The sequence below is a fragment of the Acinetobacter sp. C26M genome, from assembly GCF_023702675.1.
Lineage (GTDB): Bacteria > Pseudomonadota > Gammaproteobacteria > Pseudomonadales > Moraxellaceae > Acinetobacter.
Window position 1 is genome coordinate 3591077 of the sequence record NZ_CP098478.1, and the last position, 17084, is coordinate 3608160.

Sequence of the window (17084 nt, forward strand, 5' to 3'; positions counted from 1 at the left end):
AAATAGAAGAGAGTTCTTAACGTGGAAACAAAGGGTTCTGTGGCGGATTTAATCCATCTCTAATCTGTTGCTGCAATTTCAAAATATCATCTAAATTAATTTTAACAGTCCCATCCCGAATTCCGTCAATATTACCGCGGTTAATATTTAAAGGTTCCAGCATTTTAAAAAGGCCATTGGTTGGGTCTGCAGACTGTAAACCAGCGGCAACCGCTAAGATATATTGCTGCAAAATCGGAGAATATTGAGACAGATCGGGCTGTGCCTGTATCGGTTGATAGTTCACGATCAATGGACTTTCACTCACACCAGCATTCTGCATATCATTATGAATTTTATAGACCCGATGTTGAAGGGCTTGGCGGACTTGCTTATCCTCCTGATAAGGCACAAATCCAACTTCTTCACGCAATTCAGATTCAGCCATTACACGAATGGTTGGTAATGAAGTAACTTCTGTTTCATTCGCAGAAGCCATCGGCAAACCTGTAAAAGCCAATGCAGTGATCAGGACGGATCGTTTTAGAAAATTCATCTCTTGCTCCAAACATCCCTCATCCATAAGAAGATCGAGTTAAATAAAAGCGTCTACTTAATAGGCTACAGCAAAGTGATGTTTGATTCAGTAGAGGTCAGATAAACGGTAAATATCAATCAAAGTTTGAACCTAAGATCAATTAAATTTGAGCCATTAGTTCCATTCCATAATAGGAAAACAAGACACAAACTCTTATATAAATTTCTAATGTGCCAATATTTCCTTTAGATACAGAACTAATTGTGGAAATTCACTATAACCATCCTCTGCTAAGAAATGACCTGCTTTAGCCACAACGGTATAAGGTATCTTAAATTGTTTTGCTAATTTCAGACTCAACTCAGGCGGGACATAAGCATCATTGTCAGAAATAAACAGGTGCTTATGCGCAACATTCTGGAAATTAACTTTAAGATTTTGACTGGTTAGAATATAAGAATTGAGTTGTGGCAAAGCCGGTAAAGTTTCAGTAAAACCCGACACCAGCACAATACCTCCAACCTGTAAGGGATTCCGCTTAGATAGAAAATTTAATAACGTGATACCACCTAAACTATGGGCGACAAAGTAAGTATTTTTATCTATCACATGAATATTCTGTTCCAAAATTTGTTGCCACATCTCTACATCTGGCTGCATCGGATCAGGTAAAGATAAAATCGTTACCTTCGTATGGGCATCCTGTATCTGCCTTTGAACGGACTCAAACCAATGGTCATGTACTGTAGCACCATAGCCAGGCACAATATAAACATGTCGTTGTGGAACTTCTTGCTGAGCCGTATATCCCAACATTGAAATGCACCATAATCCAATCAAACCAACTAATTTTTTCATTCAAATCGACCACAGTTATATTGCTTAAAAGCTATGCTAAACTATGACACTTATGTCAGGGTCAAGTTGTATTTATGAATCTTGCAAAAGTTGCCAAATTGACTCAAGTCAGCCCTCGTATGCTGCGTTATTATGAGAATCTAGGATTGGTGCAACCCAAACGGACTGCAAATAATTACAGAGATTACAGTCAAAAAAATATTGAAGATATTCATAAAATTAAAATACTGAATGATGCAGGTATGAACCTAAAAGACATCCAAGTGCTATTATCATGTTTTGATTTAGCAGATCGCCGTTTTAGTTTATGTTCAGTTGTATTGTCGAAACTAGAAAATGAACTTAAACAAGTGGATGGGCAATTAAGCAAACTACAACGATCACATGACTTGTTAAAATCTTTTTTAGATCATGGTACAGTTGAATCAAATACTTAGGATCATAAAGATGAAGGATATAATAAAAACGACGTTCGCTATCACGTTGTCGAGCATAGTTATTACAGGCTGCGCCACCTCCACCCTGATCAAGAAAGACAATCGAAGCTATACTCGAACCACAAAAGTGACCTTGGTCGAAGACAACGTGGTGGCTTTTGGTCGACCAGCGCAAACTGCAACAAATTTACCGAAAGACAGTATTGTCATTGCAGGTCAGAAAAATAGTTATATCCTCACTCAAGGAGGTGCACAATTCGTCACCCTCATCAACAAACTTGATCCTAAAAACATTCAAATCACTCGAGACCTCAATTTCTATTCAGAAAAAAATGACGGCAATTTTTCAGGTACTTTGCCGCTTAGTTATGTGAAGTTAAAAGAAGACCTCAGCAAAAAAGACCTTGAGTTTTTTATTGAAAATGGCGCCAAAGAATGCTCGTCCTCAAGTGATGAACGCATGCACGCACAACGCTTCTGTTTTGATCTTAAATTGAAAGGTGTGGTCTATCCAGCAGCAAACAATCTCACCTCGTTAAAACCATTAAGCAAAGCGTATCAAGTCACAATCTATACCAACAAAGAAGAAAGTTATAAATCTAAATCGGGCTTGAATCCTTTTGAAAAACTGGTACTGCTACCTTTTGCAGTCGCGATTGACGTGGTCAGCCTTCCTTTCCAAGCAGCGGATAAGATTTTTGATTAACCTCATCAAATAAAGCTTTTTATAAGGGGATGATGAGGTGACTAACTATGTGTTTCCTCTTCATCATCCCCTTCAAAGGTCTTGGAAATCTTCTCGATATTAAGACTCTTCGCCATCGCATCAAAGATGTTCTTATACACCCCTTGTTGCTGATAGAGTTGATGATGTTCACCATGTTCCACGATCATGCCATCCTGCATCACATAGGTATAATCCGCATCTATAATCTGCGACAAGCTATGCGAGATGATAATCACAGTCCGCCCCTGCTTGATCTCATCCAAACTATGTTTGATCTGCTCGGTTGCAATCGCATCCAGACTTGCTGTTGGTTCATCCAGAAAGATAATCGGTGGGTTTTTCAGGAACATGCGTGCAATGGCGATCCGTTGTTGCTGACCGCCTGAAAGTAATAAGGCATCGGATTGATACGCCAGTGGTAACTTGACAATCTGCTCATGAATCGAAGCTTTTTTTGCAGCAAGGATAATTTCATCCTGTGTTGCATCCATCTTGCCGTAACGGATATTTTCCTCGATCGTTCCCTGAAAAATATGATTCTTTTGCAGTACCAGACCAATATGGTCGCGTAGATATTGGGTATCAATCTCGGTCAATGCGCTTCCATTCAGTAGAATTTCGCCAGCCTGAGGTAAATAAAATTTATCTAGCAGGCTAATTAAGGTTGATTTACCAGCTCCAGACAATCCAACCAACGCGGTAATCTTATTCGGCTGAATGGTTAAATTAATATCTTTCAGCGCATGATAGCCATTGGGATAGAAAAAGTTCACCTGCTTGAGTTCAAACTTACCTGTCAGTGGCTGAGGTTTCAGTTCTCCAGAAGTTTCTATTTCATCATCTGCTTCTAAAATTTTGAAAAAGCTTTCCGCATAAATCATTGCATCATTCACTTCATCATAGATTCGATGTAGAGAGCGAATCGGTGCTGAGACATTATTGAATAGCAGAATATGAAACATGATCATACCGATGCTCATATCACCGACCAAAACAAAATAGGCGGTTAAAATGATAATGAAAACGACACCAATCTGTTCAATAAAGGTTTTTAAACCATCAAACAGAAAGCTAAGTTGGCGAGTTCGCATCTGATCATCGGTCAGTTGTTTTTGCAAGGTCAGCTGTTTTTCCGCCTCAATTTGCTCACGGTTAAATGACTTAATCACCGTGATTGACTGAATGATACTTAAAGTCCCCTGACTTTTACGCTCCCGACCATCACGTAAATTACGTCGTGTACCACTGAGTTTCTGCGCCTGCTTAAAGGTGATCCAGAAATAAATTGGCACAATGCTTAACGCCACCAAGCCAATCCAGAAGTTGGCGTAGAACATTAGACACAGAGCAATAATCGCGCTACTAAACAATGGAAAAATATCAATAAAGAAGATCTGTACCAATCGGGTAATCGATCCAATACCTCGATCAATTCGGGTTTGTAATTTCCCTGCCTGATTGTCATCTTGGGTAAAAAAAGCCAGACGATATTGTAGGAATTTCACGATAATCGACTGTGCTACATCCTGTGAAATCAGAATCCTTAACTTCTCACCAAAGAATTTCTGCCCAAACTGAATGAAAATATTCAGCACTTCTTTACTCAATAAAATCACGCTGATGGTAATCAGGATATGCCAGCCTGCATTTAAGCCCTGCCCTGATTCAACCACGGCATTGATCTGATCGACAGCATATTGCAAAGTTAATGCATTCACCTGTGCAGTCAACGCACCGATCAAGGTCAGCATAAGTGTAACTGCAACCAACCACTTATAAGGAAGTACAAAAGGTTTAACTTTATGAAACAACTGCCATAGATTCATATTTTCGACTTCTACCTGTGGGTTATCACTCTCTGTTACAACTCATCCTCTAAAACTTCAGCATTGTTTTGTTTGATTTTCTCCATCTTGGCGTTTAGCTTTAATACATCTTGATAGAGTCCATTAAACTTTTTCACCTGTGTTGTTTCAGCAAAAAGAATCATTTTGTCTTTTCGTTGCCACTGATATTTTTTCAGCATATCGAACATGGCTTGTGCCTTTTCAATAATCTGCTGCTCAATCGGAAAAATGTCATGGGCTTTATCTGCTTTCAGATTATGTTCTAATTTTGCTAGGAGCGAGCTTCTCATTTCATTATGAATTGCCAAACTTTTTGCCTGCTGCATTGAACTGGTCTGAATCTGTTGTCGTACTTGTTCATACTCCGCTGATGCTTTGCGCACATCCACAAACATCTGTTCCGTATTTTTATAGCCCTGTTTTCGATCTAGATCTAATCGTTCAACATTAAGAAAAGTATCCCAATTGGCGGCTTTGAGTTCACGTAAATAACGATTGCGGGCCTCTACATTCTGCATCCAGTAATTCAGCAAAAACTCAGACATCAATTTATAATCGCCAGATAAACGATCATCATGAATATCCAGCTGTACGGGTGTTGACCAGTCTTGTGCCTGATCATAAAGTTCACGCATTTTCTCAGCCATCACCACTTCAAACATTTGCTGATTATTGATGGCTCGTTGTTTCAGAATATGCTGATAAAAGAAAAATGAACCGATACAAAGCACTATAACTGTAATAAATAATAAAAAACGGCGCATATTGCCTCCAAGTTTAATTATATTTTTTATGTTCTGAATCTGAGTTTAATTGATAAAACACATGTAGTTATATACCTTTTTATTTCACTTCTCGTAACGGAGCATTACATTTTCATCGCTTTAAATTCTACACATTCGCCCCTATTATCTGTTTAACGAGAATTGAAGAGATCCACCATGCGTGTAGATATTTGGTCAGATGTGGTCTGTCCTTTTTGTTATATCGGTAAAAAGCGTCTTGAACATGTTGCCCAAGAAGCAGGTATTGAATTAGACATCCACTGGCATAGCTTTGAACTGGATCCAAATGCACCTGCTAAACACGACACCTCAAATACTGAACGTTTAGCCAAAAAGTATGGTCGTAGCTATGCTGAAATGGAGGAAATGGAACGTAATGTTGCTGCTATGGCAGCAGTAGAGGGTATCGATTTTCAATGGCAGAAAGCCAATTCAGGCAACAGCTTCAATGCACACCGCATCATTCATCTTGCACAAAGCAAGGGTTTGGGAAATGAAGCAAAAGAAGCATTCTTCCATGCTTACATGACTGAAGGTCTTGCAATTGGTGAACGTGAAGTGGTTGAAGAAATCGCCTCACGTATCGGCCTAGACAATGCCGAAGTGGAATATGTACTGGATTCAGATGAACTTGCAGATTTTGTACGTCATGATGAGCAAATTGCCCATGAGCAGCTCAAAGTCACTGGCGTGCCATTCTTTGTCTTTGATCAAAAACTTGCACTTTCAGGTGCACAACCACGTGAGATTTTCTTACAGGCAATGCAACAAGCGCAGTCAGAATCAACTGAAGAAATTGAGCAAAGCGATGCAGCTCAATGTAATGATGACCAATGCGAAATTAAGCCTTAAGCCAGATTAGTCCTAAAACCGTTTTCATCTCAGCATGAAAGCGGTTTTTTAAGCTCTAAATTTTCACATTCCCCTTTTGTTTCAGTCTTTTATCTTTGAATAAATACCGTTTATCGACGGTCATGATCATTTCAATAATGACATATTTCTTATTTGCTGAGCTTTTCACCAATAGATATGTGAAAGTGATCACAATTCATCCATAAATTTATAGATGAGTTTTTATCTTATGATCTATTTATTCGATTTATTATTTTAAAATGTTTTTATTTTCAAAGAGAAACCATGATCTATATCTCGATTTAGAATACGCAAATGAGATTTTATACTAACTTGACCGCTATAGATTTTGCCTCCTTTTCTTCTATAATCGTCATAAAGTGACAATCTTTTGTGATGAAAATATTGAGTGGCGATACCTTTTAACACAGGTCAAATTACAAATAGATCAGAGGATCAAAGCACTTGTCACTCGTATAAGACAGCATACTTTATCGACTATAACTGATTACAACTTGTTTGAAATTGCTGTCATTTATCCTAATTCATGATTTAAAAACAGGCTCAAGCCTATCTCTAAGGAAACAATCGATGGACGTATTAGAGAAAGCACTCTTGGTTGATGAGCTCAAAACCCTCGTCGACGGGCTGAATGATGATAAAACATCACTTTTTGAAATTGCTAAATCAAAACAACGCATCAAAGACATTTGCGCATCTTGCGATGACCCTCACTTTCAGGATCAGCTCAGCCCATTTAAAGAATTTATTCTCAATGAAGAATTCTCTGCCGATGACTTAGCACATTACGGCTACAGCTTGACTTACCGTGGTACGTATAACTTTATGGGTCGCGTAGAAAATGCCTTGTTTGCTTCGGCAGATATGGGGTGGGCCGCATTACGTCAAGCACAACATTGGCAAGTTTGGGTGATTCGTCCTGCACTTTCATTCCTGAAAAGTCCTTGGCTAAATTCATCTCAAGATGCCTTACAATGGTTACAGAGCCATGCCAGTGACTATGTTAAAACAGACCACGAATTACAGAATCTGATCCCTGTTTTGGAACCTATTCAAGCGACACATGCTGAACAAAGCAAAAATAAAGATAGCTTATCTATTATTAAGGAACAAACGGCTCATTTTCAGTCACAACTCGATGCAATTATTCAAGAAAAAATTCAACCTGCTCAGGTGACACCTTCTCCTCAGGCCACTACACGGGTGAAACCGAGTTTTAGACAAAGTCCCGTCGCTTCTGCAAATCTTAACAAGGCCAAACCATTGGCATTGAATGATTTTAGTTTAGATGGCTTACTTTGCCGCTTGGAACGTGTTGATGCGCGTACTTTCCCGTCACTGTATCGGGTCGATTTACATAATGAAATTGATCAAAATATAAAAATTGATTGGCTTTATCTCAAAGCAGAAAACGAAGCACAACCACTTTGGGGATCAGCACAAATTTTTATTGCCGAACAGCTCTATGCGCAAGGTCAATTTTCACATTATGTGGTCTTGGTCGGAACCCATAGTGTTGAATATGCAACCACGATTTTACAAGCCTATACCGATCAACGTCATACTCGAACCAGCTCTATTCATCAAACCAGCTGGAATAACTTTAAACAACATTATCATCAACATGAGACCTTGTTTAATGAGTGTATTATGAATGGCACTTTGGTCTGGCAACGTGATCAGCGTGTTTATCCTTATATTCCAGCATCCTTTATCAACGTACAGAAATTCATCCCCTTTGATGAAACTTCTGCGACTTTCTTTACTCCCGTGATTTTGCTGCGAGAGCGTCATAAAATCCGTGTGATTCATGGTTTAGAACGTGTGCAGCTATCCAATGAAGATCAAGCCTATCCTTATCTATTATTAGACCGTGCGGATGGCTATACATGGCAACTCATTCGTCAGGTGATTAGCCGATTGCCACAACCCATTTCGGTACACGATCTTTACCAGGCACTAGAAAATAGCGCTCTCCCTGAATCATCTTAAATGAGTATAGCAACACTTTTTTGATTCACCTGATCTAATGCTGCAACTGAACCACCGGTGGTTTTTCCAAAAGGATTTGGATCCGCTTATCGCATTTTATTTCACTAAACCCTTATGATTTCTAGCATTTTTATACTGTTAAATTGCTGCTTTTTGTGTCCAATACTTGCTTTTATTGCCCCAATCATCAAAAGTTAACATAAGAACAATATATAAGCCTTCATTATGAATAATTTACAGCAAATGGTACCGACACGTATCTTTTTTGCGTTGCTAACACTGTCACTGGGTACACTGAATGTTACCAACGCAGGAACCAATGCTCAAAACCAGCAGCCAAATTCTGCTGCAAATTCAACCACGGTAAATAGTGATGAAAATGCATTGGACTATATTCCACGCTGGGTCGACGCCACGCCAACGATCTTTCCAGCACAATCCGATCAATCCACTGTCCCAGCGACTGCTGAAACTGAAGACAAAACTTGGGCGGATAAAAAGCAACGTAGTATTCGCGAATGGGCAGACCGTACTTCAGTCAAAATTGATGATTGGTTTGGCGATGTCGATCCTGAAAATCCTGCCTCAGCCACTATCCGAGTAATGCTAGATAACTACTGGAATGAACATGATGGTTATGAGGTTAAACCTCGTATTCGCGGTAAAATTAAATTACCAACTCTAGAGAAAAAAGTCAGCGTGGTATTTGGTGATGACTCTCTCGATGATGAGTTTAAAAATAATGTTGCCAATACCAATAATCAACCTAATTCAGATCCAGATAAAAAATTCGACTCCAAACAAACCCGAGATAGTAATGGCTCCTTAGCCTTACGTTGGTCAAATTTTTCCAAGAAGCTCCCTTTTGAAACCGATGCTGATATCGGTATTCGCTCGGGTAGCGATATTTATGCTCGCTTAAGAGCGGAAAAACATTGGGAATTGCGCAATGACTTCCACTTCAACGCTGAACAGATTTATCGCTATGGCAGCAAAAGTGAAAATTATCTGCGTACTAATTTAGAGTTGATTCATGCACGTCCAAATCAACCCTTTATCTCCAATCAGTTCAGCCTGACCTATGCAGATAAGCAGGATGATGATTTACTTTGGGATAACCGTACCTTCCGTCAACACCAGTTCTTTGCCCATAACAACTTTAACTATGGGATTTATACTGGAGGCTACTACAACAATAATGAGTTACGTTTAAACAGCTGGGGGCCTTTTGTATCATGGCGACAACCGCTTTGGCGCGAATGGTTCTATGTACAAGGCGATCTTAATTACTTTAATGATCATCGCGAAGATCGCGATCACTTTGTTAGTACTTTTGTTCGACTTGAAACCTTATTCTAGTACTGAAATGTCATATCACAATGCCCACTTGAAATTTCAAGTGGGCATTTTTATTTAGAAGAAATTAAGCGCAGCAAATAAATAATTAAGCTTAAACTGCTAAGCTTGTTTTCTTTTATTTTTCTTCACTTGAACATGTATCAACGATACGCTTTGGCTGTGTATTTATTGATTGTAGGCAATCTTTGCCTCGGTGAGCTACTGACACCATTCTTCCCAATGTTTTTACCGCTCAGTAGACATTTTACCCGCACATCAAATGCGTTTTTAAATCAATATCCTGGGCATCATCGAACTGAAAGACAAACGACTAAGACGCTTACTTGTGATATTCCAACAGAAAGATTAGAAAATCAACTCAGTGATGCACAACTGAGCCAGGAGTTGATGGCGGTTTTTGGTGAAGACTCGTTATGGCAACGCGCACAGCAGCCTCCTCCGCTAAAAAAGCTTGGTAAAAACACCAAGCATCATCAATCACATAAAAATATCAATCCCCCCAATCCCGTCAGCGCGAGCTGGAGTACAATTTCAAGCTGGTTACCTTTTAACAATGATCTAGACCTAGGTTCGAACTCCAATACGGATATTTATGTTCAGTTTCTTGCCAAGAAGCAATGGCTCTTACCATCAGGACTCAATCTTGATACTGCACAAATCTTTCGTTATGGCTCAAGCAGTAAAAACTATGCCGAAACCAACCTCAATTTAACCCAGACGTTTCAGCAACAAGCACTATTTTCGACTCAGTTCAATCTGTCTAAAACCCAAGATGAAGATTACACTTGGCGTAATCGGACTTTCCAAAAGTTGTATTTGCTCTCCAAAGATAACCTGAGCTATGGCATTGTCAGTGAAGGTGATTATGAAAAGAAAGAACTTCGAGTCAATCAATGGGGTCCTTATTTTTCTTGGAAACGTCCCATTTGGCGTAACTGGCTGTATATGCAAAATGATCTAAATTACTTAAATGTTCCTGCCGATAAGCAGGACAGTCATTTCAGCTATCAAATGAGCTTTGAAGCTCACTTCTGATGAAAATAGCAACACCACTGTGGATAACTTTAAAGTTATCCATACGCATAAAAAAACCTCTACCGAAGTAGAGGTTTTTGATCAAATGACTTAGTTCAATAATAAGCTATTAATACGTTTGACATAGGCAGCTGGATCTTCTGGTAAACCACCTTCTGCAATCACAGCCTGATCAAAGATTACATTGGCCAAATCATCAAACTGTGCTGTGTTCTCTAATTTTTTCACCAAAGGATGTTCAGGGTTAATTTCTAAAGTTGGTTTAATTTCAGGAACAGCTTGGCCTGCTTGTTTCAACATACGAATTAGCTGTGGAGAAAGTTCACCTTCACTTGTGACTAAACATGCTGGAGAGTCCACTAAACGCGTGGTAACACGCACTTCTTTAGTCTTGTCTTTTAACGAGCTACTCAAACGGTCAACCACAGGTTTAAACTGCTCTGCCGCTTGCTCTAAAGCTTTTTTCTCTTCAGCATCTTGCAAATCACCAAGATCGACGGCACCTTTAGATACGTTCTGCAATGGCGTGCCATCGAACTCAAACACGAAGTTCATCGCCCACTCATCAACACGATCCGCCATGAGTAACACTTCAATGCCTTTTTTCTTGAATACTTCAAGTTGTGGCGAGTTTTTCGCAGCCGTTAAATTATCCGCAGTGACATAATAAATTGCTTTCTGTCCTTCTTTCATGCGTGCCTTGTAGTCGGCAAAAGAAGTACTGATCTCATCATTATTTGAAGTCGCATAACGCAATAATTTTAAGATACGTTCACGATTGCCTGTATCTTCTCCCAAACCTTCTTTGAGGACTGAACCAAACTCAGTATAGAAAGTCTTGAATTTCTGCTGGTCTTTCTCATCTTCCGATTTGGCTAAACCATCAATTAGAGCCAATACACGACGCGCATTGCCTTCACGAATGGTTTTCACATCACGGCTTTCTTGTAAAAGTTCACGGCTAACGTTCAACGGTAAGTCTGCACTGTCGACCACACCTTGAACAAAACGTAAATAGTTTGGAATGAGGTTATCTGCTTCGTCCAAGATAAATACACGTTTCACATACAGCTTAATGCCTGCTTTTGCTTCGCGGGTAAATAAATCTTGTTTGGCCTGACTTGGAATATAGAGTAACTGAGTATATTCAGTGCTACCTTCCACACGGTTATGCGCCCATGCCAAAGGTTCTGCAAAATCGTGGCTCAGGTTTTTATAAAACTCGATGTATTGCTCATCAGTGATTTCACTCTTGTTACGCGTCCATAACGCACTCGCTGAGTTAATCGCTTCCCATTCATCAGTCTTGACCATTTGACCGCCTTTCGGTTCTTCACCTTCAGCGACTTCTTCCTCTTGCCACACTTCTTTTTGCATTTCGATTGGCAAGCTGATGTGGTCAGAATATTTATTGATGATTTGTTTAACTTTCCATGACTCTAAATAGTCAAGTGCATCATCACGTAAATGCAAGATGATGTCTGTACCGCGTGTGGTTTTATCAATTTGCTGAACTTCAAACTCACCTGTACCACCGCTAATCCAACGCACACCATCTGCCACGTCTACACCAGCACGGCGTGATTCAACGGTAATTTTATCGGCAACAATAAAGCCTGAATAGAAACCAACACCAAACTGACCAATTAACTGTGCATCTGATTTTTGATCACCTGTTAGCTTAGACATAAAGTCTTTGGTACCAGACTTTGCAATAGTACCTAAGTTATCAATGGCTTCTTGTTGGCTTAGACCAATCCCGTTATCTGAGATAGTTAAGGTTTTATTGTCTTTATCCAAGCTAACGCGGACACGTAACTCTGGATCATTTTCATAATATTCAGGGTGATTAATCCCTTCAAAACGTAACTTATCGCAAGCATCCGAAGCATTTGAAATCAATTCACGTAAGAAAATTTCAGGGTTGGAATACAGTGAATGGGTCACTAAATGCAATAACTGAGCAACCTCAGCTTGGAAACTATAATTCTGTGCGACTTGCTCACTCATAAATCACTCCTTATCTGTGCTTATATCTTTGGAATGATTTATGAATGGTGCATATCTTGGATTTTTCAATCCTTGATGTTTATTTTTCAGCTAAAAATCGCACAAAAGTTACAATTAGAATGGACCTTGACTCAAGACTCGCGTCTGTAGAAGTTGATCTAACTGTTGCTGTCTTTGTGCATAGGCACGCTTCAGACAAGGGCTATTCGCAGCACAAGAATTACGCTGTTTTAACCATTTAAATTGTTGATCTTTCTCTGCATCACGCCCGCCCATAGGTAAAGCATGCAGAATGATTTGGTAGGTGGTCGCAAGTTTGACATCAGCATCATTTAAACTGCGGTCATTGCAGATCTGTTGCTCAGCTTTTAGCTTCGCTGCTTTACAAGAGAAACTCGCAGCCTGAGCTTGGGACAAAAATAATAAGGGTGTGAGTAATAATGCTGTTGTTATCAATTTTTTCATCATGGATCATTCACTTTTATTTAAGCTTATGTCTCAGCATACAAAACTCAAGTGTTGAAGCCTGTATTGGTTTTATATTCAAATTGCAAAAATAAACAACCTCACACAAGGTGAGGTTCTTCAATCTTTCACTGACTTAGAACTTGTAGCTATAACCTAATGTATACACCACTGGGTTGAGGTCTAAATCAAATTTAGTACCATCGACCAAGGTCACTTCTGGGCTAATGTCTGCATAGCGTACATCAACATAAACACCCCAGTTTTTCGCATCAGCAGGCTGGAAGTTAAAACCTAACTGACCGGCAAAACCAAATGCTTCTTTTACATCTTTCGCTACACCCTTTTCATGCCAAGGGATGAAGGCTGTACCACCGACACCAATATATGGTGTAAAGCGAGTTGAGTTTTTAAAGTTATATTTCGCTGTAATTGTTGGTGGTAAATGGCGAACACTCGCAACAGACTCACCATTTAATAAAACATCATGCTTTACAGGTGTCGCCAATAAAATTTCAGCTGAGAATGGCGTTTCACCAAAGAAATATTCAACCGATGGCGTAAATGCAAACTCGTAATCCCCTTTTACAGTTGCACCTGGCTTTAAAGTTACATCCGCAGTTGGATCAATTAAACTCGCACCTACTTTAACTTGAAAGCCCCCTGCAAATGCAGTTGAAGATAACCCCAATAATGCTACAACCAATGCTTTCTTTAACATTAAAACAACCTCTTTAACAATTTATGTTCTTGTTCAATATAATAAACACGGGTTTTTACATTATGCAATACTTATTAATTCCGACCATTTAAATCCATTTTGTAATATATTGAATATTAATAAAATATAATTGTTAAAATATGTAATATTTATTAATTCAGACTATTTTAGTCCACTTAAATCACTATAAAACCTAGTATTTTAATCAGAATACATCAATTTTAAATATTAGATAAAGTTTTTAGAAAAATTCAATTTAGATGAATTAAAAAATATAATCACATAAAACTTAATACTAAAACCACATTATAAAACCAGATTAAAAAATAGACAAAAAATGTCAAATACTGATACTTTTTATATTTTAACTCCAAAAAATATACAAGCATAAAAAATGGCTCTTAAAGAGCCATTTTCATTATAAAACCATTGCGGCAATCCAGCCAAAAATAAGTAGCGGGATATTAAAATGTATAAAGGTCGGCACAACAGTATCCCAAATGTGATCATGTTGACCATCTACACCTAAACCAGCTGTTGGTCCTAAAGTCGAATCAGATGCAGGTGAACCTGCATCACCTAATGCCGCAGCGGTACCAATTAAAGCGATTGTTGCTAAAGGTGAAAAACCAAACTGTACACACAAAGGCACATAAATCACTGCCAACACAGGCACACTTGAGAACGATGAACCAATACCAATCGTCACGAACAAACCGATAAAGAGCATCAGGAACGCTGCAAGTGCATGGTTGTCGCCAATGATATGCACCACGCCATTAACCAGATGGGTAATATCGCCGGTATGGGTCATCACTGAGGCAAAACCTGCCGCAGAAATCATGATAAAACCTACCAGCGCCATCATACGCATGCCTTGTACAAATACGTCATCAGCATCTTGCCATTTAAAAATACCTGACGCGGACAACACTGCAAAACCAACTAAGCCGCCCAGAATCATCGAACCGGAATAGAGCTGTGCAACCAAAGTTAAACCAATCGCAAGCACAGCCATAAACATGGTTTTCTTGGAGATATAAGGTACATTCTCAGCTTCTTGCTTCAGCTCTTCAGCATCAGCTTTGAGATCATATTCTGCTTGTGAAGTGACTTTCAAAGGTTTGTCTAGGTCAATGGTTTTGACTGGTGTAATTGAACGATCAACATAGATACGCGGCTTACGATAGCTAATAAATACCGCAACTAAAGTACCAATCACCATCCCTAAGACTGGAATCGCCATACCGATTGGCATCATGCCTCGTTCCACATGCAAGCCATAAGCTGCGCCAATCTTGTTGATATTGCCCATCAAGATCTGCTCAAGGAAGATCGCACCAAAACCCACAGGCAGGAAAATATAGGTTCCGACCAGACCTAAAGTCATTACACATGCTGCCGCACGTCGATCCAGTTTTAAATGGTTCATCACTTTTAATAGAGGTGGAACCAGAACAGGTATAAAGGCGATATGCACTGGGATCAAGTTTTGAGAGAAAATCGCAGCAATCAACAAAATGGTTAATAACAGATATTTCACCTTTTTTTGCTGAATTTTACCAGCTTCCATCCCCAACAAACCAATCAGTTTATGCGCAAGCAAATCAGGTAAACCTGACTTGGACAATGCCAATGCAAAAGCACCTAATACCGCATAGGCCAATGCAACTTCAGCACCATCGCCTAAGCCAGCATTAAATGCCTCTACCGTTTGAGAAAGACTTAGACCAGCGACCAAGCCCCCAATAATGGCTGAAATCACCAAAGTGAGAACAACAGAAACTCGTGCCAGTGACAGGATAAACATCACGGCAATCGCAATTACGACAGCATTCATGAATAAATTCAGGAGCAAAGAAAAGGCGACATTCTAGCAGATTCATTAAAACCTAGCTGAAAATATCGCCGTCTTATTGCTAATCTTAAGTGATTTTTAGCTTAATAAATCCACTAAAGCCTTAAGCAGCTTGACGTTGCACGAACTGACGGATCAGTTCAGCAATTTTTTCTGGTTGACTCAATACTGCCCAGTGATTGGCATCCAGTTCTACATACTCAAATTTTTCCACCCATTTCGGCATTGATTCAGTAATGTATTCAGGGCTGACAAAGGCATCACGTTGTAACACGATCGCTTGTACAGGGCATTGTGCATAGCGTTGACGAGGCTGAGTCAATGAAGGAATAAAGTTGGCACGATAAAGATTAATACCATATTTACCATCCGCTACAATATTGGCATTTAGAGGTAAATTTTTCTTCTTTTCCAAACCACTTAAGATCTTGCCCCATTTTTCTGGACTAAAGAATGTCCATACTGTTGGTGCAACTAAAGGTAAATGGAAAGCACCGATATACCAAGATTTAGTCAGCATTTTTAATACATTGCTTGGTGCAGATTTAAATTTTTCACGTAAATACAGAGATGCATGGTCTAAACATGGACCTGAAATCGTCGTATAAGACAATAAACGACCTTTTAATTTTGGTTCAGTCGCAGATTCCCAAGACTGTAAAGAACCCCAATCGTGCGCTGCCATATGGAAATTACGATTTGGTAGAACTTGATCTACGACTTCTTGTAAGTCGAGTGATAAACGCGGCAAACGATAATCTTTGATACGCTTTGGAATAGAAGAAAGACCTGCACCACGAACATCGTAAGTCACCACAAAATAATCATTGACCAACTTCTCAATGATTGGCTCCCATACCTCCTGATTATCAGGATAGCCATGCACTAAAACCAAAGGCGTTTTTTTCTCATCTCCCCATGTTTTCACACACAGTGTTTGCTGATCCGATGTTGTAACTGTTTTGACTTGTGCTTGCATAATTTTTTCCCATTTTGTTTTCTATCGGCTGTTCATAAAACAGCCATTGCCAGCGATGCAATAAAAATGATACTTATGGAGTATGAATAGAGTTGCAAGAAAAAAAATTGACCATGAAAGACTTTTTCAAAAGAATTCGAACCATTCCCGCAATTTCAAAATTTATGCTGAACCACTATTCCCCTTATCGTGGGGCTGGAATTGAAATTGAAACCATTGATCTAGATGATTATTACATCCGAGTCAAAATGCCATTGACGAGACGTAACCGCAATATTGTAGGGACACATTTTGGCGGTAGCCTTTATTCAATGGTCGACCCTTTTTATATGCTGATTCTGATTCATCACCTAGGACATAAATATATTGTTTGGGATAAAAGTGCCACTATTAATTTTCTCTCACCGGGTCGTAATACCGTATATGCTGAGATTCAGCTCAGTCGCGATGAAATCACTGAAATCAAGAAATTGGCTGAGAATCATGACCCTGTTCTACGCCATTACACATTGAATATTGTTGATGATGCAGGAACACGAATCGCAGAAGTTGAAAAGGTTCTTTATATCCGTCGTAAAAAACCCAAAGCCAGTGCTTAGTACCATTCACATAAAAATGCCT

Annotated in this window: 16 protein-coding genes; 7 read left to right on the forward strand and 9 right to left on the reverse strand. The window is 39.3% G+C overall.

The window, feature by feature from the left end:
• Positions 1 to 16: 16 nt before the first annotated feature.
• Positions 17 to 535 (reverse strand): hypothetical protein, encoded by a 519-nt coding sequence (locus NDN11_RS16520; protein ID WP_251110249.1) that lies wholly within the window; start codon positions 533 to 535, stop codon positions 17 to 19.
• 207 nt (positions 536 to 742) lie between these two features.
• Positions 743 to 1375: an RBBP9/YdeN family alpha/beta hydrolase gene (locus tag NDN11_RS16525; protein WP_251119298.1), complete on the reverse strand. Its 633-nt coding sequence runs from the start codon at positions 1373 to 1375 to the stop codon at positions 743 to 745.
• Positions 1376 to 1449: 74 nt separating this feature from the next.
• Between NDN11_RS16525 and NDN11_RS16530 the strand changes: the two genes are divergently transcribed.
• Both NDN11_RS16530 and NDN11_RS16535 read left to right on the forward strand, forming a co-directional pair.
• A complete protein-coding gene (locus NDN11_RS16530) occupies positions 1450 to 1812 on the forward strand; it encodes a MerR family transcriptional regulator (protein ID WP_251110251.1) in 363 nt (120 codons plus the stop codon).
• A 10-nt stretch (positions 1813 to 1822) separates the two neighbouring features.
• Positions 1823 to 2518: a YidX family protein gene (locus tag NDN11_RS16535; RefSeq protein WP_251110252.1), complete on the forward strand. Its 696-nt coding sequence runs from the start codon at positions 1823 to 1825 to the stop codon at positions 2516 to 2518.
• A 41-nt stretch (positions 2519 to 2559) separates the two neighbouring features.
• On the opposite strand, the gene NDN11_RS16540 is transcribed toward NDN11_RS16535, so the two are convergent.
• Together NDN11_RS16540 and NDN11_RS16545 are read right to left on the reverse strand one after the other, a co-directional pair.
• Positions 2560 to 4365, reverse strand: a complete 1806-nt coding sequence (locus NDN11_RS16540; RefSeq protein WP_251110253.1) for an ABC transporter ATP-binding protein — start codon at positions 4363 to 4365, stop codon at positions 2560 to 2562.
• A gap of 35 nt (positions 4366 to 4400) precedes the next feature.
• On the reverse strand, positions 4401 to 5150 hold the full coding sequence (locus tag NDN11_RS16545) for a hypothetical protein (protein WP_251110254.1): 750 nt from the start codon (positions 5148 to 5150) through the stop codon (positions 4401 to 4403).
• 177 nt (positions 5151 to 5327) lie between these two features.
• On the opposite strand from NDN11_RS16545, the gene NDN11_RS16550 reads away from it, so the two are divergent.
• From NDN11_RS16550 to NDN11_RS16565, 4 genes are all read left to right on the forward strand, one after another.
• Positions 5328 to 6023 carry a DsbA family oxidoreductase gene (locus NDN11_RS16550; protein ID WP_167250284.1) on the forward strand — a complete coding sequence of 232 codons (696 nt, stop codon included), beginning with the start codon at positions 5328 to 5330 and terminating at the stop codon, positions 6021 to 6023.
• A 591-nt stretch (positions 6024 to 6614) separates the two neighbouring features.
• A complete protein-coding gene (locus NDN11_RS16555) occupies positions 6615 to 8036 on the forward strand; it encodes a hypothetical protein (protein ID WP_251110255.1) in 1422 nt (473 codons plus the stop codon).
• Between the two features lie 225 nt (positions 8037 to 8261).
• Complete coding sequence (locus NDN11_RS16560; RefSeq protein ID WP_251110256.1) at positions 8262 to 9395, forward strand: hypothetical protein; 1134 nt, start codon at positions 8262 to 8264, stop codon at positions 9393 to 9395.
• 135 nt (positions 9396 to 9530) lie between these two features.
• Positions 9531 to 10430 carry a selenocysteine synthase gene (locus tag NDN11_RS16565; protein ID WP_251110257.1) on the forward strand — a complete coding sequence of 300 codons (900 nt, stop codon included), beginning with the start codon at positions 9531 to 9533 and terminating at the stop codon, positions 10428 to 10430.
• Between the two features lie 90 nt (positions 10431 to 10520).
• Here NDN11_RS16565 and htpG read toward each other — a convergent pair whose 3' ends face one another.
• The 5 genes from htpG to NDN11_RS16590 all read right to left on the reverse strand — a co-directional run bounded on the left by htpG (position 10521) and on the right by NDN11_RS16590 (position 16463).
• The gene (gene htpG, locus NDN11_RS16570; RefSeq protein WP_251110258.1) at positions 10521 to 12440 is read right to left on the reverse strand and encodes a molecular chaperone HtpG; all 1920 of its coding nucleotides are present in this window, start codon (positions 12438 to 12440) and stop codon (positions 10521 to 10523) included.
• A gap of 114 nt (positions 12441 to 12554) precedes the next feature.
• On the reverse strand, positions 12555 to 12905 hold the full coding sequence (locus tag NDN11_RS16575) for a lysozyme inhibitor LprI family protein (RefSeq protein ID WP_078197554.1): 351 nt from the start codon (positions 12903 to 12905) through the stop codon (positions 12555 to 12557).
• 136 nt (positions 12906 to 13041) lie between these two features.
• A complete protein-coding gene (locus NDN11_RS16580; RefSeq protein WP_167250274.1) occupies positions 13042 to 13626 on the reverse strand; it encodes an OmpW/AlkL family protein in 585 nt (194 codons plus the stop codon).
• Between the two features lie 418 nt (positions 13627 to 14044).
• The gene (locus NDN11_RS16585) at positions 14045 to 15466 is read right to left on the reverse strand and encodes a Na+/H+ antiporter family protein (protein ID WP_251110259.1); all 1422 of its coding nucleotides are present in this window, start codon (positions 15464 to 15466) and stop codon (positions 14045 to 14047) included.
• Between the two features lie 121 nt (positions 15467 to 15587).
• Complete coding sequence (locus NDN11_RS16590; protein ID WP_251110260.1) at positions 15588 to 16463, reverse strand: alpha/beta fold hydrolase; 876 nt, start codon at positions 16461 to 16463, stop codon at positions 15588 to 15590.
• 113 nt (positions 16464 to 16576) lie between these two features.
• On the opposite strand from NDN11_RS16590, the gene NDN11_RS16595 reads away from it, so the two are divergent.
• On the forward strand, positions 16577 to 17062 hold the full coding sequence (locus tag NDN11_RS16595) for a DUF4442 domain-containing protein (RefSeq protein ID WP_167250586.1): 486 nt from the start codon (positions 16577 to 16579) through the stop codon (positions 17060 to 17062).
• Positions 17063 to 17084: the final 22 nt, after the last annotated feature.